Here is a 16,853-nt window from a genome sequence, read left to right as displayed (position 1 = left end):
AGTTAATCGGGCAGCGATCGAGGCAGCGCATGGTGTTCCCCGGTATGCTTCAGGACAAATGTCTGGAGCCGGATCGGGTAAAACGTCAGTGATTGCCCATACGGCAGCTCATCGCAACGCGCTCGTACATGAGCGCCTTGTTCCGCTGGGGCAAAACGTAGCCGCCTTCACACGTGCCTTCACTCCAGCGAATCGACAGACGCCCCTGATCCTTCACGCCGAACACGAGCACGCGCGATGCGTTGTCGACCATGCCGAGTACCTTGTCGTCCTGGTCGTAAGCCGTCGCGCCGAGGGGCACCTTCTTGCCGTCGGTCGTCGTCACGTCGAACTGGATGCGGCGGCCAGTTTCCGCGGCAAAGCGCGTCTTCACGATCGCGCCGCGCGTCGGCACGATCGTTTTCGCGTTCTCGGTGATCTCGGTGTCGTTGCCGAGGCTTTCCGTGTCGATGTTGAGCCAGTTGTACCTGTACGGCTGCGCATAGGGCAACACTGCGTAACCGCGACGATCGGTGCTGACCGTCGACGACGAATCGAAGCGCGCGCCCTTCACGCCGGGCACCTCGACGATCGCGAACGTTTCGCCGACCGGCTGGCCGAGCGTGATGCCGCCGCGGTGCGCGACGATCGACCCGGTTGCGCCGACGTCGACGTGCTTGCCGTGGCCGGACTGGCTGTAGTTCGACGTCAGCTTCGCCATCGGCGTATCCCAGCCGAGGCCCACGCCGCCGGAGCCGCCGTTCTCCTTCTGATACTCGCCCTGCACCGAATAGTTGACCGTGTTCCGGTCGTTCAGGAAGCCCGATACGCCCGCCTGAACATTCACGTCGCCGCGCGTCGACGCCGTGACGTTCGAATAGGCGCGATGCGCGCGCGCGCTGCTGCCGAACGGAATGCTGACCGTCGCGGAGATCTGGTTGTCGATGCGCCCGAACGGCCCTGTCTCCTCGGTGCGCGCGAGGGCGACGCTGTAGCTGATGTTCTTCAGCGAGCCGCTGTAGCCGAGCTGGATGTTGCGGCTTGTGCCGCCACGGTTCCAGTAACTCGTTTCGCCGATGCTCGCGTAGACCGACCCGTTGCGGCCGAGCGACTGGTTGATGTTCAGATCGAAGCGGCTCTTCTGGCGCCGCACCCCGTCGCCTTGCCGGCTGCTCATATCGTCGACGTGCTGGCTCAGCGTGCGGAAGCCGTCGGTCGAATACCGATAACCGACCATCGTGAACGTGGTGTCGGTGGCCGTCAGCGTCTTCGAGTACAGGAACCGGAAACTCTGCCCGTTCGCCTTGCGGCCGGGCACGTTCGACTGGCTATGCGTGACGTCGAACGAAATGCCGCCGAGCCGCGAGTTGAAGCCGACGCCGAGCGCGATCGCGGCATAGTTCTGCGCGCCGATCAGGCCGCCGTAGCCGGTGAAGTTGTCGGACAGGCCATACACCACCGTGCCTTGCGCGAATTTCGGGCGGACCTCGCCAATCCCGTGATACTGGCCCGCGGAAAACGAATAACGAACCGAGCCGCGCCGGATCATCACCGGCAGGAACGAATAGGGCTGCGTATAGCGCCGGACGCTACCATCGGATTCGGTGATCGAGATTTCGAGATCGCCGTTGGAGCCGCTCGGATAGATGTCCTTCAGCTCGAATGCACCGGGCGTGACCGTGGTCGAATAGATGACGTAACCGTTCTGGCGCACCTCGACGACCGCGTTGGTCTGCGCGATGCCGCGCACGACCGGCGCGAAGCCGACCTCGTCGTCCGACAGCATGCCGGTGTCCGATCCGACCTGCACGCCGACGAAGCGGAAGCTGTCGAAGATTTCACCGGCAGAATACAGTTCGCCCGCCGACAGCGTGCCCTTGATGCCGCGCAGGTCGCGCTGCACATAGGTACGGTTCGACGTGAACTGCGACTTCGTGCCGCGGCGCCCGGTTAGCGCCGATTCGTTCCTGAGCCGCCAGCCGCCGACGTTGAAGCCGTTGCGCAGGCCGAGGTAATAGTAGGAGCTGTTGTATCCGGAGTCGGAGTCGTGGCTGAAATTGGCCTGATAGTTGCTGTAGGCCGCGGCCACGCCGTCGTCCCACTTCGACTGATCCACATAGCCGCGCGACCGGCCAGGCACGTAGGCCTGCGGCACGCTGATGTTCAGCGACAGTGTGCCGACGTCGAAATCGGTTGACGCGCCGTCGATGATCTCCGCGAGATTCAGCGCTGCGTCGTCTTGCTGGTCGACCGGAATCCGGTTTTCCCGCTCGAGTCGCTTCACGTCCACGCCGAGCGCCTTGAGCAGGCCAAGCGTGATGACGGGATCGACCTTGTCGCCGTTCGCCTGAAATACGATCGATTCGCGCTTGCCGGGACGCTGGTTCAGCGACACGTCGACTTCGTACGTGCCGGGCGGAACCGAGCTGCCCCGTTCGAGGTACTTGAGCTCGACAGGCGCGTCCCCTTTCTTGATGAACAGTTCGTTGAATTCTGCCGCCTGAACCGACGTGGCCGCAACGAGGCTCCCGAGCGCCACCAGACAGGATGCGCCCTGGCACGCCGCTACCCGCAAATCGATTTTCTTTTCAGTGGTATCCATGCCTTGACCTTGGTCGCGTGCCTTTCCCAACCTGTCCGGATTTCAGGAATGCGCGCCCTCCGATAAATTAGTAATGCGAATTTATATCGAGCGATTCGAAGCCCGAACTGACGAATGCGCTGTCAGTTTGAGACTGTTGCGTTGTTCTCTTCGACCGCGCCGAAGTCGTTGATCGACTCGAAATCGACCTTGGCGCCCGGTGCAAGCGATTGGCCGTTGTAGTTCTTGACGCTAAGCTGACGGGTCGATTGCGGCGGAATCATTTCCGTGCCGATCGGATGCGTTTGCACACCGCTGTGGAGCGTTGCCTTGACCAGCGATACAAAATAGGGGGTGTTGTTGACGACTTCCATTCCGTATTTTCCGTCTGCCGCCCGCCAGTGCCATTGAAGCTGCTTGGGCGCGTCCTCGGGCTTGCCTGCGAGGTTGGTCGGCCGGTAGAACAGTTTGATGCGCTGACGCACCGCGACTTGCAGCGTGTTCTCGCCATCCGGTTTCTGCGGAATTTCCTGGACACTGAGCCAGAACACGGATTCACGGTCCGTCGGCAAACCCTGGCCGGCGTAGAAGATCCGAAGCGTTTGCTGCTTTTCCGCGCCGAGACGGCTCAGCGAAGGCGTGATCGCGAACGGCAGATCGCTTTTCCGGTCGTCGGATTCCAGCCATGACTGGATCATCACGTCCTGCTTCGACGAATTCCTGACGAGCACGGACGCTTCTTTGCTCTGCGCCGTGTAAACGACACGCGTGCTGTTCAACGAGATTCCGGCGACAGACGCGCCGGAATAGAGTGATAGCGAACTGGCCGCGACCAGCCCGGCAATGAGTGATCGTTTCATGATGGACTTGGAAAGTGAGAAGGGCGACGGAACCATGACCCGCCGCGTCGCCCGGAGGAGTGCTTTACTCGTAGGTCAGCGTGAACGGCAGCGTGCCCTTTGCGTCACCGGCCTTGATCGGCGCGCCGTTCGCGACATAGCCGGCACGCAGATTCAGCGCGGCGGTATAGGTCGGCGCTTCGTCCGTGCCACCCTTCACGAGCGGGGCATTGAACGTTTCGTTTGCAGCCAGGTTCAGCAGATTGTTGTTGGCGTCGAACAGGCCGATACCAACACCTTCGGCGTCGCCCGCGACCTTCAGCAGTTTGTTGTTCTTGCCATCGAGGCCCGAACCCGTGGCCGGGTCGAACTTCATCTTGACCATGCTCAGGCCGGTGCCAGTGTTGCCGCAATCGAGGTTCAGGTTGATGTTCGTGCCCGCTACAACGCCGCCGCCAGCGGTGTTGCCGATCGAATCCGCACTCACCGTGCCGAGGTTGACCGCAATGTTCTGGCCGCCGGTGCCGGGCGACACGCTGGCGCCTGCACCGCCCGTCAGCGAGCACGATGCGGTCGTGATCGCACCGGTGAAGTTGATGGTACCGTCGGCAGCCATTGCCGAACCTGCTGCTGCGAACGAAACAGCTGCTGCTGCAATAGCGAGGATGTTTTTGTTGAAAGTCATGATTTTCTCCGTTTCAACGTGATTTGAATGAGGCAAATAACTCTTTGAAAGAGTTGCAACGATGATATCGTTCAGCCGACATGTCTTTAAATCAGACGTGTTCGAAGTTGTGTCTTCTGTTTATAGGACAAGTACTAATTTTTCTCTTCTGTGAAGATCTCGGCGTGCATTCTCATACAATGTCAAATGGATTTGAAATTGCGAGGCGTGATGCTGATGGCGGCCGTCCGGCGGGGCGGACGGGTGATTTTCATCGGGGCTTGCCGGAATGGGCCGTCGGTTCGAATGCGACATTCAATTTCACCGGACGCGATATCGAGTGCTGCGCGTATGACCCAGTTCCATGTCGGTATATGTTTGTGCTGGAATTGAGAAAAACGCCATTCCGTATATGTCGTTTCACGTCATGTCGAAATTCCCGGCAGAAACGGGATTTCATCGTATAACCGCTTCAATAATCACCCTCATGATTGTCAGCGACCCTGTATTCCATGGCGGATGACGCGCCTGCGCAGGCGGAGGAGCATCGGTGGTCTCCAGGTCGTCAAGCGTATCGAGCCGCGCGCAACGCGTCGATCACGTGTTTGCGCGCGGTGCGAATCTGGTCAAACCCCGTCCGGGCCGATTGCCAGAACGCGGTTGCCGAGCCGTCGGCGAGGATCTTTTCGGCCACAAGGTCTGGATCGAACGCCGCGCCGTGGCTTGATAAATGCGACGCGTCTGAGTCGACTCAACGCAACGGGATCAAGTTTCGTCAACCGGGGAGTGATTTGAATGGGATGTGTATTAAATGGGTCTGTCGACCCTTGATACATGGAATGCGGCGAGGAGGAGTTTTCCGGATGCGCGCGGCACGAAAGACCGGACGCATATCGCGCCGGCGATCGGAGCGTTGCTTGGCGAAGCACGCCGGCATGGGCTGAGACGGGATGGTAGTAGCCGATGCCGGGACAGCATGCGGTTCCCGCAGCGGGTAGTGCGCGCTTGAAGTGCGAGTGTGCGATGCGTCGCGAAAAATTCGACGCCGACGCGTGGTGGCTGAGGTGATTCGCCGGCGGCAGCGCGGGCGGTCTTCGCGAGGTTTTGTCTAAATCAGGACGACCAATCGCGAAAATGACGACTGGCGCGCGAGGCCGTCATCGATGATATGAATGCGGGCGCATGCGTCACGGCATGCGAGGGGAGCTATGCCTTTCGCCAAGCCGGGCCGACGTGCGGCGAGCAACTGCGGGTGCTCGACGAAAGCGAAGAATCTTTGTTGATGCGTGCATGCGCTTGATCACGCATGATTGAATTGCCGCGGTTCTGCGGGCGGGACGATGATGCGGCACGCATTGGCGTCCATTGAAGAGATGCATGAGCGTGCCGCGCATCGAGGTGCGGCCTCATTGTCTCGCCTGTCGCTCAGCCCTTCGCGACGACGTCGATGCGCAGCACGTCGCCGCCGGCGACGATCGCGAGCAGACGATCGACGTTCGGGTGCGCGCTGGCGCGGTTGCGTGCGTCGGCGGTGTGCTCTGCGAACACGGCGAGGCCATGCTCGGCAGCCTTCGCGTCGACGTCTTTGTCAAGGCCGATGCGTCGATCTACCGGCGCTTCGGCGGCACGGGGCTCGGACTGCCGCTGTGCCGGCGCACCGTGACGCTGATGCGTGGCGAGCTGAGCGTCGACAGCCGTCTTGGCGAAGGCACGGTTTTAATGGCGGCGTTGCCGCTGCCCGAAGCGCCGTCCGGCTGGCGAGACGATGCGCCGGAACCGGGGACGTTCGCGGATGCTGCGCGCGGGTATGACGCAGAGGCGGAGTCCGAAGCGGGCGCAGAGGCGGAAGCGGGGTGCCGACGATGACGAACCGCTGCGCGTGCTCGTCGCCGAGGATCATCCGGCAAGCCGGGCGTTGCTGCGCGATCAGCTCGACGCGCTGCGCTACGACGCCACGATCGTTTCCAATGGCATCGAGGCGATGCGCGCCTTCTTCGAGCAGCCGTACGACGTGGTGCTGACCGATCTCGGCATGCCGGAACTCGATGGCTTCGCGAGCGCGAACTTCCTGCGTGAGCAGGGCACTCGCGTGCCCGTGATCGCGATGACGGCGCACGCGACCGACGAGGATCGCCGGCGCTGCGAGCAGGTCGGCGTGGCGGAGGTCGTGCTCAAGCCGCTGTCGATCGAGACGCTCGACGCGGCGTTGCGGCGGCATGCGAGGCGCCCGGGACCAATGAATCACGGGCGTCCGGATCAAGTCGCGCGACCCGTGATGACGGACGAGATCAGGCAGACGCTGCACGCGGCCTCGTTGTATTCGCTGCCGGTGCTCGATACTGCGCTGTCGAATGACGATGCCGATCTGGTCAAGATCAAGCTTCATTCGATGCGCGGCGGCTTCGCACTTGCTGGTGCCACGGAAGCGACGGATGCGTGCACGCGTGCCGAAAAGACCCTGACAGACGGCGGCATCGAAGCAATGAAGGCTGTTTGGCCGGCGTTCGAGCGGCAGATCGAATGTGCACTCGAGCGGCTGTCCGGGGCAGGGCCGCGTGGATCGTGCGAGCCCGTCTGATTCGCGAACAAGCGGCGCGTCGTTGCGGATCGGTACGGCGGTCGCCGACGCAGGGTCTTCAGGGAGGGGCGAATTACTCGGACATTCGTGCCGTGCGGCTCCCGGGAGCCGCTGCATGGCCGTTTGGTCGGGTTGTTTCGACGCGTGACCCCGTTTCGCAGTCGCCGTTGTCGCCTCCCTGCAGCGATTCTTCAAACTTTCCGTTGACGTCCGACGTGTCCCGGGGCGCAGTTTGAAGCCCGTCGACGTACTGCTTGTCACGATTCCCCTGCAGAGCGCAGTACGCGCCGATGCGATTCGAACGAAAACGTCAATGAGTCATCGAGGCTCTGAAATCCGGATCGATGGCGCGTACGGGGATTGCCGGCAACGCGAAGCCGGTGGCGCCACGCGCGAGGCCACCTCTCAATCAATGATGCAAAAGGATGGATTCATCATTTCGTACAAGTGCGACCACATTTTGCCGGTTAATTAAAATTCGTCCTATTTCCCGCCGCGTGTGAGTCATCGAAACTGACCCCTGTTCGGCATGGCGCATACGGCACAAGCCGATCCCGTGTCGAAGAAAATCGCGCTGACCGGGCAGATCAACGGCGACATCTTCGTGTCGAGGCCGGCCGGCTCGACCTGGCATGGCGTCTGACGTTCAGGCCGAGAGAGCGGCTTGTTGTGGCTGCGGCTGACAAATCAGGGACGCAGGCGCCGCTTGTCATCAACGTTGGATACGGCGCCGTGATTTATCAAATGGTTCACCGGCTGCAGTGACGAACTTAGGGGCGGCGAAAACATCTTTACTTTGTTTTTGGCGAGAATGGATGTGATTCTATATCGCCAATGAAATGCGGATTATGGGGATTTCCATTTTTGGGGATTGTTCGCGGATCGATGGGAATGGAGGGGGGGTTGATGTTGAGGAAATCGAATTGTGGGATTGGAGTCAAAATCGGAACTGCGGTGCTGTCGTTTTTCGGGATTTTTTTAGTCGTGCGTCCCGCGCATGCGTGGAGTCTTGAAGCTGCATCTGTTATCAATAGTTATCAGGGGTGTAGCTGGAGGCGTAACGGAGATGGAACCTCCACTCTGAGTATGGTTGTCAATTTCAAGAAGGGATTTGGTAGCAGAGATAATCCAACTTTCGGATCGCGTGGGTTCTTGGTGTACACCTATGATAGGAGCGGCACGATGAAGCAGAGCGCTCGTGATGCCCGTTCTATTCGGTTGGATGGTTTGGCGCATGATTATACCTATACTGGTCGCGGATATACCGTGTACTATAGATACAATAAGAGCGGCTCGTGGAGGGAAATTTCTCCATTCAGTGCGAATGTTGAAGTATTAATCGATGATGAAAAGATTGTAGACTGGCCTGCTGTCTCAATTCAAGCTGCAAATGTGGTTTTTCCTGGAAATGACGTCGGCGAAATAACGGGAGGCGCGTATTTTGATCTGAACAATACCAGTAGTGGTTGTAAGATCATTGACCCGGAGAAGCCGCCGCCGCCCGCCATCGCTATCAGCATGACCGCGCCGGACTGGAATCTGGGTGAGCTGCCCGAGGGGAATGGAGAGAAAATTTTCCCGAACAGTCCGGATCAGCTTTGCTTTACCTATTTGGGCGCGGCGGTGAGCGGCAAGCAGTTCATCATCAACGCTGACAGTGCCAATGGCGTTGCCGGCAGCCGCTATCGCCTCAAAAACCTGAAGGACGCTTCGCAACTCGTACCCTACAACGTGACGCTAGACAGCGGCACGTCGAATGTGTCGCTGCCGAATGCGAGCAATAAGTCGCTGCCTCTCAATAGCTCGGGCAGAACCTGCTTCGTACCGACCTTCAAGACGACGGTCGACTCGACCGTGAAAGACGGCGATTACAGTGATGTGCTGACGTTCACTGTCGTCACCAAATCGTAGGAGATCCCGTGAAAGCGTCTACACGCTGTAACGTACTGGTTGCGCTGCTGTTCGTGCCTGCCGTCGCACTGCCGCAGACCGTGAACCTCACGGGAAAGACCCAGAGCAAGATCGCCGCGCACGTGACCAAGCGGGACGTGCTGACCGTGACCGACGACAAGGGTGGCTGGTTCGACAAGGGGCTGGAAATGCAGCAGCTCGGTGGCTGGACGACGCCGTACGAGGTGCAGGCGCGACTGAAGGTCGTATCGACGAGCGGAGTGTTCCAGGTTCGCATGGACGAACCGCTGACGATTCGCAACCAGTCGAATGCCGCCCAGGTGTTCCGATCGCCGAAGGTGCTCCTCGGCAACGAAGGCGGGAATTCGAAGGCGCTGTCGGTTGGCCAGAGCGTGCAGTTCCAGAACCCGGCGCCGCCCGTGGCCGGTACGGATTCGGTGGGCTACTACGGTCTCGCCATTTCGGCCTATCCGCCGGAAGGCGACTTCAAAAGCACGGTGGGTACATACTCCGGTGTGTTGTCGATGGTATTCGAACCGGTCATCAAGGCGCCTTGACGAGCCACCGTCATTCCAGGTGTCACCCCCATCTTCCATTGATTGACTGATGCATGCACATGAAGCTGCTTTCTTCCGTATTCTTCGGCGTTTGTGCGGCGGCCTGTCTGTCCATGTCGACCCCATCACTTGCCGCGATCGACCTGATGCCGAAAGAAGTACAGGTCGACGCGAAGGCGACGGCCGTGCAAGTGGTCAACAACAGCGATCGGCCCGAATACGTGAGCATTTCGCTGTCGCGTCTGCTCAACCCGGGCGTGCCGCTGGAGGATGAGCGGCTCGAGTCGGTTGGCGAATCGACGCATCCGTCCATCTATGCGTATCCGTTCCGCATGACGCTTTCGCCCGGCCAAACGAAGACGATCACGCTCAAGCCATTGCGCGCGGTCGAGACGGAGACTGTTTACCGGCTCGACGTCAAACCGGTCGTCAAGGTGCGGGCGGCCGAGAAAAAGGCGGCGACCGCCAATATCGTCGTCAATCTCGGATTCAGCGGGTTGGTTCGCCAGTTGCCCGAGAACGAGCGCCGGACGCTTTCCGTCACGTGTGAGGCAGGTGGCGCGCGCGTAACCGCGACAGGAACCGTACGCTATCCCGTAGCGGGTGCCGAGGCGGATGGCCGTAAGCTGGACGATTTCAATGTCTATCCGGGAGTGCCGTTACCCGTGCATGGGCAGGTCGTGAAGATTCCGGGGTATCCGGCGTGTGACGGCCACGCGGGATAATCCGATGTTTCGATGCGGAACGGGCTACCGCTCCGTTCGCGTATCGTCCCTGTATGCCCAGCATGACATGGCGTGCCCTGTTAGCACTGATGCGCGAGCCGACCGATGGGCTCGGAATCGTCGATGAGCACGGGATGGAGATCCGGTTTCCTGACGGGTCGGAAACCTGGTGATACTTCCATGAGTCTCCCCTTTCTCTCGTGGCCGCCGCCGAATCCGGCGATGTTGTCCGCTTGTGCGCTCTCGCCGGCGCGACGCTGACCGGCGAGATGACTCCCGGTTCCTGCGATACGCAAAACAGCGATTCGAGCATGACTGAATTGCCGTGGCGCTGCGTGCGGGACGATGATCCGGCATGCATTGGCACCCGTTGAAGAGAGGCACGAGCGTGCCGCGCATTGAAGCGCGGCCTCATGTTCCCGCCTGCCGCTCAGCCCTTCGCGACGACGTCGATGCGCAGCGCGTCGCCGCCGGCGACGATCGCGAGCAGGCGATCGACGTTCGGGTGCGCGCCGGGGCGGTTGCGTGCGTCGGCGGTGTGCTCCGCGAACACCGCGAGGCCATGCTCGGCAGCCTTCGCGTCGAGCGTGCCGAATGCCTGCTTCAGGTAGTGGTAGACGGCGAGCGAACCCTGCTTGCCGGGCTGGTTTTCGATGCTGGCGACCACATCGCCGTTCGCGCCGACGAGATCGATGCGCGCGATGCCGTCGATGGCCGGCAATTGCGCGAGGTTGTCCTTGAATACTGGGGTAGCTTGAATCACTGAAAACACTCCGTCGGTTCGGTCATGGGCCAATGAGCGTGGCCGGCCGTATTTTATCCGATCGGTTTCGGCGCACCGGCCGGCGCGGCCGGCGGCATCGCGTTCCGTCACCGCCCGGCGTCGGCCGGCACGCCCGCTTCCCGCGAGCGCTCGATGTCCGGGCTGCGATACGCGCGCTCGGGAATCTCGGCGAGCCGCGATGCATGTACCTGCCGAGGCCCCAGGCCATAGAATTTCTGGAAGCTCATGATCAGCGGCGACCATTTGTCGGGATCGATGCGGTCTTGACGACCCTCCATCAGCAGGTCCGGATGCACGTGCACGCGCTGGATGCGCACCTCGAACACCGTGATCTTCCCGCGCAGGTCGGGTGTTTCATCGGCGAGCCCGTGCACGGCCGCGACGACCGCTTCCAGGTGAATCGGGCACTCGAGCGCGCGCGGCGGCGACACGGTCTGCGATGGCGTCTCCGTCAGCCCCGCCGTGCCGAACTTGTCGGGTTCGTATACGTAGCCTCGCGCGCGCTTCGATTCGGGCACCGGATGCGTGCCCGTCGTCCGTGCGATCCGGTCGACCGCGTGCGCCTGCGCGGACGACGGCAGGTTCAGCACGCATTCGCCGGTGCGCATCAGGTTGCGGGTGGTCTGCGAGCTGGCGGCGATGCCGATCACGCCGCGCCAGCCCAGCCAGAACGCGGACGAGATCGGCGCGAGATTTGCCGTGCCATCCGGGTTCAGCGTGCTGACCAGCACGACGGGCGTGCCGAAATAGAGGATGTTCGGTTCGGTGACGCGATGCGGAGCGTTCATGGTCGGGGCCTTCGCTTCGTTGAGGGATCAGTCCGCATGCTGATCCTGTCGCGGCCGCGCGGCGCTCCGATTCTTGTCGTGTCATCCGGAGATCGGCGCGCTGCGGCGACGCACGAAAATTGCTCGCGGAGCAGCGCTTGCAACGCGCGGCAACGGCGCGAGCACGCGGCGCGCAAACGGCCATCAGCGCATCGGCACCACGCCTGCTTTTCCGCTACAGTAAGAAATCGCAGGCCGCACGCCGCCGCGCCTCGCGCGCCGCGCGACCGCAATCCGGAATTGCACATGAGGGCCCCGATGGACACGCCGCAACGCTATACCGCCAACGCACCGACGCGCGAGGAAGTCGACGCGCTCGCCGGTTCGACCGTCATCGAATTCGGCACCAACTGGTGCGGCATCTGCGCGGGCGCGCAGCCCGCGATCGTCGAATCGTTCGCTGCGCATCCCGCCGTGCGCCACCTGAAGATCGAGGACGGTCCGGGCCGCCCGCTCGGCCGCTCGTTCCGCGTCAAGCTGTGGCCGACGCTGGTGTTCCTGCGCGACGGCGTCGAGGTCGCGCGCGTCGTGCGGCCCGCCGATGCGAAGCAGATCGAAGCCGACGGCTTCGCCGCGCTGGCCTGACGTCACGATCATGCAACAGGCCATCACGCATATCGCCGTCGACGCGCGCGGCAGCGGCCTCGTCGAGTTCACGCCGCAGGTGCGCGCGTTCGTCGACCAGCAGTCGATCCGCACGGGCCTGCTCACCGTGTTCTGCCGCCATACGTCGGCTTCGCTGCTGATCCAGGAGAATGCGGATCCGTCGGTGCGGCGCGATCTCGAACGCTATTTCGCGACGCTCGCGCCCGAGGACGAAAGCCGCTACGAGCACGACACCGAAGGGCTCGACGACATGCCCGCCCATCTGCGCACGGCGCTCACGCAGGTGCAACTGTCGATTCCGGTCGAGCATGGCCGCATGGTGCTCGGCACCTGGCAGGGGATTTATCTGTTCGAGCATCGGCGCGCGGCGCACCGGCGCGATATCGTGCTGCATCTGATCGGCGAATAAGCGGGAGCGGGAGCGGGAACGCGTGATGCATGCAGCGTCGGCGCGCCATGCCGTGCACGTTTGCATGCGGCGCACCGTTTCAGGCGAGCAGCTTCTCGACAAGGGCGCCGAGCTCGCGCAGGTGGACGGGCTTCGGCAGGAATTCGTCGAACACGTGCTTGTTCTCGTGCAGCGCGGCCGATTCATACGCGCTGACGCCGACGATCGCCGGATGGCGGCCGTCGTCGTCCGGCTGCGCGACCGCGCGAATGCGCCGCGCGACCTCGAAGCCGCTCAGGTCCGGCAGTTCGAGATCGAGCACGACGATGTCGTAGCGGTCCGTGCCGAAGCGTGCGACGCCTTCCTGGCCGGTGCCGCACAGATCGGCGTCGATGCCGAGCGCCGACAGCATCGCGCCAAGTGTTTCGCGCGCGTTGTCGTTGTCGTCGACGACCAGCGCGCGCCGGTCGCGATGCGCGGCGGCCGCCGACAACGCGGGCGTTTCGCCGGCCGTCTCGGTGAAGTCGGGCACCTCGACAGGCAGCGTCGCGACGAATTCGCTGCCTTCGCCGACCACGCTGCGCACGTCCACATGCCCGCGCAGCGTCGTGACGATTTCGCGCACGACGGCGAGCCCCATGCCGATCCCGTCCACGTGCAGCCCGACCGCATCGTTCGCGCGATAGAACGGTTCGAAGATCTTCGACAGATGCTGCTTCGCGATGCCGGTGCCCGTGTCGCGCACGACGATCGTCAGTTGCTTGCCGGCCGGCGCGTCGGCGAGCGCGATCGATACGTCGATCGACCCGCCGAGCGTGTACTTGACGGAATTCTCGACCAGGTTGGACAGCACCTGCCGCAACAGCTTGCGGTCCGAGCGGATCGACAGATCGTGCGGCTGAACCTGCTGCGCGACCGCGATCCGCTTGGCCGCGATCTTCTCGCGCAGCGGCTCGATGACTTCGGCGAGCAGCGATGCCATGCCGACCGTTTCCAGTTCGGCGAGGCGCTTGGTCGAGCGCAGCTTGATGTAGTCGGTCAGGTCCTTGACGAGCGCTTCGAGCGACAGCGCGGAATTCTGCAGCCGCCGGATCGTCTTCAGGTTCGCGTCGGATTGCGGGCGCGCGAGCAGGATCTCGATCGACCCGCAGATCGCCTGCAGCGGCGTGCGCAGTTCATGGCTGACCATCCCGAGGAACGCGTTCTTCGCCTCGATCATCTCGAACGCGCGATCCGACGCCTTGCGCTCCGCGTCGAGCGCTGCATCCTGCCGTTCGAGCAGGTCGTCGCGCGTGCGCATCGTATAGAACAGCAGCAGGAACAGCGCGCACAGGATCACGCCCAGCACGATGCCAAGGATCAGGATCGCGCGCTGCTTTTCCTTCAACTGATGGAACGTGAAATCGCGCTGCGCCATCTCGATCGCGCGGAAGTAGTTCGCGAGGCCGTTGACCTTCGGCCAGTACGCATTGACCTCGTCGATCACCTGCCGCGCGTTCTTCGGCGCACCGCGCAGCAACGGCACGTCGTGCTTCAGGCGCGTCATGAATTCGCCGAGCGCGTCGATCTCGTTGCGCGCCCTCGGAATGCGCAGCCAGTATTGGGATACTTCGGACGGCCGTTGCAGAAACCCGAACGATACCGACAGGCTGTCGAGCTGCATCTGCACGCGATCGAAGTCGTCGTCTTCGTGCGTCGCGTAGAGGATCAGTTGCCGGTCGAACCGCGTATAGACGTTGCGGTATTGCGCGGCCGTCCAGAACACGCCTTCGCGCGGTCCTTCAAGCACGCCCTCGTTGACCGAGGTTGCGAGGAGGTCCCACAGCAGGAACGCCCACGCGGCGAATCCCGCGATCCACAGCGACCCGAGGATCAGAATGATTTTTCTGTTTTTCCGTCGCGGCCGCGTCATTTCACTTCACGGTCAGGCCGATGATCTGCCACGCGAACTTGGCTTCGCCGAGCGGCGTCTTCAGCTCGTCGGGATACTGGTCGCGCGGATACATGATCCACAGCGGGCCGTAGTTGTCGTTGCCGAGCACCTTGCCGTTCATCGTTCGCGCGAGGATCACGCCGTATTTGTCCGCATCGGACACCGGAATCGTGAACGTGTATTCGTCGATGCAGTGGAATTCGATCTGCGTGCCGTGCGCGCCGACGGTCTTCAGCACGTCGGACAGGCGCGGGCCGGTGAAGGTCGCCTTCGGCGTCCAGCTCGTCGACGTGACGATCGTATGCTGCGGCAGCGCCATCAGCGCCTGCTCGGAAAACACGTAGGCCGTCCTGCCCTGCTGGTTGCTCTTGTCGATATTGCCGTCGACGGTGAACGTAAACGACGAAGCCGCCCATGCCGCGGCGGCCATGCCGAGCAGGCAGGCCGTCAGCAGGCTCTTGGTCCAGATGGTCGAAACTCGCATGTCTTTCCCTCGTTCGTGCGGTGGTGGGTTGTCGATCCGGCCTCAGCTCGCGGCGGCCGCGGCGGGCAGCGCGATCTTCAGCTCGCGCGCCACTTCGGCGAACAGGATCGGCAGGCGCACCGGCTTTTCCTCGCAGCGCGCGTTGTAGTGCGACACGATGTGCGCGATTTCGTCTTCGCTGGCTTCCCCGGTCGAGATCTTGCCTGTCAGCAGGAAGATCGGCGCGCCGCTGTTCTCGCTCGAACGGATGCCGCGCACGAGATCGGCGGCCGTCTGGTCGCCGAGCATCCAGTCGAGGATGTAGCCGTCGAAATCCTCGACTTCCAGCGCCTTGCGGAACGTGGCGCCGTCGAAGTACGGGATCGCGTTCACGCCTTTTTCGATGAAATATTCACATACCGTTTCGGCGACGTCCCGGGAATCGTCGACCACGGCGATGCGTGCCGCGTACACGTTCGGCTGGGTCGAACGCAGCTCGACGACGTCGACCGCATACGTGCGCCCTTCGCGCGCGTGTTGGCGCTCCGTGACGATCCATTCGCCTTGCCACTGCAGCGCGACGAAATCCGTTTCGATCTGGCTGCTGGCCTTCGTCGAGATCGCGGCGCGGCAGCGGAAGCGCCGCGACTCGATCACGAGCGTCGCGTCGATCATCTCGGCGGCGGCCGGCTGCGCGCCCTTGTCGTCGAGCAGGATCGCGGGCGGCACGCCGAAGTGCGTCGCGATGTCCTGCAACTGCGACAGGTTCCATGGGATCAGGCCTTTCATCTTGCGCGTGACGACCGAGAAACTGAGGCCCAGCACATTCGCGATCGTCGTGTTGTGACTTCGCGGCGGAATGCCGTTCCGGTTCAGGAGGTCGCGCACCTTGTTGGCGGTGATGAGATCGACGTTGGCCTGCTCGCTGTTGGACATCTCGACGGGGTCTCCAGGGGTTTGGGCGAGGAAGAGCATATCAAAAGTGACGCGTCACGCAAACTTTGAAAACGCGAAGGACCTTGACATGCCATTTTTCTCCATTATTATTGCTCACCACGTCACTATTGTTTGTCGCGTCATGTTTGGGGCCAATGTCGGCGACAGCCGGTACGGCGAAAGGCGACGGCAATGAAGTAGTGATGGAACGATTCAAAGAGAGAGCCTGAGAGAGCCTTGGACTGCGTGTCGGCGTCGGCGGATTGTATCCGCTGCGCCGCGCGCAAGCCGGGTACGATCTCGCGGGGTGGAATAGCTCGAAGAATTGCGGCGCGAATAAACGATGCGGAAGAGCGCGAGGACGCGCGCATCGTCGCGCTGAAGCAGGCCGCGAAGGCCCAGCCGAAGGCGGCCTACGATCTCGGCCTGCGTTATTTCCGCGGCGATGGCGTGCGCCAGGACAGCTACCAGGCACGCAAGTGGATGCGCGACGCCGCCGAGCGCGACCGCCCGCGGCGGCAAGGAATCGAAGAAGCTGCTCGAGTTCGCGCGCAAGGCGAAGAAGGAAGACGAAGAAGACTGGAAATGGCGCACGCAATGGCGTGACGTCTATTACGGCTGCTGGAACTCGGGCTATCCGTACTACGGCGTCTGGAATCAGACGTACTGGTACTACTGACCGGGCCGGAAGCAACGGGGGCGGCAGCGGGGAGACCACCATCGCGCGCCACGCCGGGGGCTTATCGAAGTTCGCAGGTACGCATAAGCCGAACAACGACTCTATCGATCGATAACGACATGAAGACCATCCTTTCCCATCGGCTCACTCAAGGTGCGCTGGTTGCGGCGCTTGGCGCGTCGACTCCGGTGATGGTGTCGTTCTATTTCAAGCCGGCCAACTGCACGGGCCTCCTGTGCACGACGCTGAATCCGCTCAAGCAGAACTGAGCGGGCGCGTCAGGCGCAGCGGCATCGCGCGGGTGTTTTACGGGTGTATTTAACGCGCCCCCCCAATACTCTTGCTCATGGTGGGCCACATAACCGGTGAACCATATTTTTGCGCCCGCTTTCCCGCCGGTAAT

The 16,853-nt window shown here is 62.2% G+C and carries 14 protein-coding genes and 3 pseudogenes; 8 read left to right on the top strand and 9 right to left on the bottom strand.

The window, feature by feature from the left end; translation table 11 throughout:
- Positions 1 to 85 precede the first annotated feature (85 nt).
- From ACPUER_RS30015 to ACPUER_RS30000, 4 genes and pseudogenes are all read right to left on the bottom strand, one after another.
- Complete coding sequence (locus ACPUER_RS30015; RefSeq protein WP_425132876.1) at positions 86 to 2,581, bottom strand: fimbria/pilus outer membrane usher protein; 2,496 nt, start codon at positions 2,579 to 2,581, stop codon at positions 86 to 88.
- Between the two features lie 122 nt (positions 2,582 to 2,703).
- Entirely contained in the window at positions 2,704 to 3,420 is a 717-nt protein-coding gene (locus ACPUER_RS30010; protein WP_425132875.1) for a fimbrial biogenesis chaperone, read from the bottom strand.
- A gap of 64 nt (positions 3,421 to 3,484) precedes the next feature.
- Positions 3,485 to 4,084, bottom strand: coding sequence for a fimbrial protein (locus tag ACPUER_RS30005; RefSeq protein WP_425132874.1), 600 nt, complete (start codon positions 4,082 to 4,084; stop codon positions 3,485 to 3,487).
- A 1,404-nt stretch (positions 4,085 to 5,488) separates the two neighbouring features.
- Positions 5,489 to 5,644 (bottom strand): annotated as a pseudogene (locus ACPUER_RS30000) (DUF2322 family protein); the annotation flags it as partial.
- Between ACPUER_RS30000 and ACPUER_RS29995 the strand changes: the two are divergent.
- From ACPUER_RS29995 to ACPUER_RS29980, 4 genes and pseudogenes are all read left to right on the top strand, one after another.
- A pseudogene (locus tag ACPUER_RS29995) lies at positions 5,642 to 6,641 on the top strand (ATP-binding response regulator); the annotation flags it as partial. The pseudogenes ACPUER_RS30000 and ACPUER_RS29995 overlap by 3 nt on opposite strands.
- A 1,182-nt stretch (positions 6,642 to 7,823) precedes the next feature.
- Complete coding sequence (locus tag ACPUER_RS29990) at positions 7,824 to 8,552, top strand: hypothetical protein (protein ID WP_425132873.1); 729 nt, start codon at positions 7,824 to 7,826, stop codon at positions 8,550 to 8,552.
- A gap of 8 nt (positions 8,553 to 8,560) precedes the next feature.
- Positions 8,561 to 9,109, top strand: coding sequence for a hypothetical protein (locus ACPUER_RS29985; protein WP_175960288.1), 549 nt, complete (start codon positions 8,561 to 8,563; stop codon positions 9,107 to 9,109).
- A gap of 59 nt (positions 9,110 to 9,168) precedes the next feature.
- Positions 9,169 to 9,834, top strand: a complete 666-nt coding sequence (locus tag ACPUER_RS29980) for a hypothetical protein (RefSeq protein WP_425132872.1) — start codon at positions 9,169 to 9,171, stop codon at positions 9,832 to 9,834.
- A 430-nt stretch (positions 9,835 to 10,264) separates the two neighbouring features.
- On the opposite strand, the gene ACPUER_RS29975 is transcribed toward ACPUER_RS29980, so the two are convergent.
- The gene (locus ACPUER_RS29975; protein ID WP_310130546.1) at positions 10,265 to 10,597 is read right to left on the bottom strand and encodes a DUF2322 family protein; all 333 of its coding nucleotides are present in this window, start codon (positions 10,595 to 10,597) and stop codon (positions 10,265 to 10,267) included.
- A 107-nt stretch (positions 10,598 to 10,704) separates the two neighbouring features.
- Positions 10,705 to 11,406, bottom strand: a complete 702-nt coding sequence (locus ACPUER_RS29970) for a flavin reductase family protein (RefSeq protein ID WP_425132871.1) — start codon at positions 11,404 to 11,406, stop codon at positions 10,705 to 10,707.
- A gap of 297 nt (positions 11,407 to 11,703) precedes the next feature.
- Here ACPUER_RS29970 and ACPUER_RS29965 point away from each other — a divergent pair, with 297 nt between their 5' ends.
- Together ACPUER_RS29965 and ACPUER_RS29960 are read left to right on the top strand one after the other, a co-directional pair.
- Positions 11,704 to 12,030 carry a thioredoxin family protein gene (locus ACPUER_RS29965; RefSeq protein ID WP_072438204.1) on the top strand — a complete coding sequence of 109 codons (327 nt, stop codon included), beginning with the start codon at positions 11,704 to 11,706 and terminating at the stop codon, positions 12,028 to 12,030.
- Between the two features lie 10 nt (positions 12,031 to 12,040).
- The gene (locus tag ACPUER_RS29960; RefSeq protein ID WP_175960294.1) at positions 12,041 to 12,460 is read left to right on the top strand and encodes a secondary thiamine-phosphate synthase enzyme YjbQ; all 420 of its coding nucleotides are present in this window, start codon (positions 12,041 to 12,043) and stop codon (positions 12,458 to 12,460) included.
- A gap of 79 nt (positions 12,461 to 12,539) precedes the next feature.
- Here ACPUER_RS29960 and atsR read toward each other — a convergent pair whose 3' ends face one another.
- From atsR to ACPUER_RS29945, 3 genes are read right to left on the bottom strand one after another with little or no spacing between them, the layout of a single operon-like run.
- Positions 12,540 to 14,351 carry a hybrid sensor histidine kinase/response regulator AtsR gene (gene atsR, locus ACPUER_RS29955; RefSeq protein WP_425132870.1) on the bottom strand — a complete coding sequence of 604 codons (1,812 nt, stop codon included), beginning with the start codon at positions 14,349 to 14,351 and terminating at the stop codon, positions 12,540 to 12,542.
- A gap of 1 nt (position 14,352) precedes the next feature.
- Positions 14,353 to 14,856, bottom strand: a complete 504-nt coding sequence (locus tag ACPUER_RS29950; protein ID WP_425132869.1) for a molybdopterin-dependent oxidoreductase — start codon at positions 14,854 to 14,856, stop codon at positions 14,353 to 14,355.
- A 42-nt stretch (positions 14,857 to 14,898) separates the two neighbouring features.
- On the bottom strand, positions 14,899 to 15,771 hold the full coding sequence (locus ACPUER_RS29945) for a helix-turn-helix domain-containing protein (protein ID WP_310130559.1): 873 nt from the start codon (positions 15,769 to 15,771) through the stop codon (positions 14,899 to 14,901).
- 339 nt (positions 15,772 to 16,110) lie between these two features.
- On the opposite strand from ACPUER_RS29945, the pseudogene ACPUER_RS29940 reads away from it, so the two are divergent.
- Positions 16,111 to 16,450 (top strand): annotated as a pseudogene (locus tag ACPUER_RS29940) (SEL1-like repeat protein); the annotation flags it as partial.
- A gap of 119 nt (positions 16,451 to 16,569) precedes the next feature.
- On the top strand, positions 16,570 to 16,719 hold the full coding sequence (locus ACPUER_RS29935; protein ID WP_425132868.1) for a hypothetical protein: 150 nt from the start codon (positions 16,570 to 16,572) through the stop codon (positions 16,717 to 16,719).
- Positions 16,720 to 16,853: the final 134 nt, after the last annotated feature.

The sequence above is a fragment of the Burkholderia sp. DN3021 genome, from assembly GCF_049805555.1.
GTDB lineage: Bacteria > Pseudomonadota > Gammaproteobacteria > Burkholderiales > Burkholderiaceae > Burkholderia > Burkholderia pyrrocinia_C.
This window is presented reverse-complemented; position numbering and strand designations above follow the sequence as displayed.

What these genes read in the sequence shown, in the direction of transcription:
- ACPUER_RS30015 (WP_425132876.1), bottom strand. Translation starts at nt 2,581, where the DNA reads ATGGATACCACTGAAAAGAAAATCGATTTGCGGGTAGCGGCGTGCCAG.
- ACPUER_RS30010 (WP_425132875.1), bottom strand. Translation starts at nt 3,420, where the DNA reads ATGAAACGATCACTCATTGCCGGGCTGGTCGCGGCCAGTTCGCTATCA.
- ACPUER_RS30005 (WP_425132874.1), bottom strand. Translation starts at nt 4,084, where the DNA reads ATGACTTTCAACAAAAACATCCTCGCTATTGCAGCAGCAGCTGTTTCG.
- ACPUER_RS29990 (WP_425132873.1), top strand. Translation starts at nt 7,824, where the DNA reads ATGAAGCAGAGCGCTCGTGATGCCCGTTCTATTCGGTTGGATGGTTTG.
- ACPUER_RS29980 (WP_425132872.1), top strand. Translation starts at nt 9,169, where the DNA reads ATGAAGCTGCTTTCTTCCGTATTCTTCGGCGTTTGTGCGGCGGCCTGT.
- ACPUER_RS29970 (WP_425132871.1), bottom strand. Translation starts at nt 11,406, where the DNA reads ATGAACGCTCCGCATCGCGTCACCGAACCGAACATCCTCTATTTCGGC.
- ACPUER_RS29965 (WP_072438204.1), top strand. Translation starts at nt 11,704, where the DNA reads ATGGACACGCCGCAACGCTATACCGCCAACGCACCGACGCGCGAGGAA.
- ACPUER_RS29960 (WP_175960294.1), top strand. Translation starts at nt 12,041, where the DNA reads ATGCAACAGGCCATCACGCATATCGCCGTCGACGCGCGCGGCAGCGGC.
- atsR (WP_425132870.1), bottom strand. Translation starts at nt 14,351, where the DNA reads ATGACGCGGCCGCGACGGAAAAACAGAAAAATCATTCTGATCCTCGGG.
- ACPUER_RS29950 (WP_425132869.1), bottom strand. Translation starts at nt 14,856, where the DNA reads ATGCGAGTTTCGACCATCTGGACCAAGAGCCTGCTGACGGCCTGCCTG.
- ACPUER_RS29945 (WP_310130559.1), bottom strand. Translation starts at nt 15,771, where the DNA reads ATGTCCAACAGCGAGCAGGCCAACGTCGATCTCATCACCGCCAACAAG.
- ACPUER_RS29935 (WP_425132868.1), top strand. Translation starts at nt 16,570, where the DNA reads ATGAAGACCATCCTTTCCCATCGGCTCACTCAAGGTGCGCTGGTTGCG.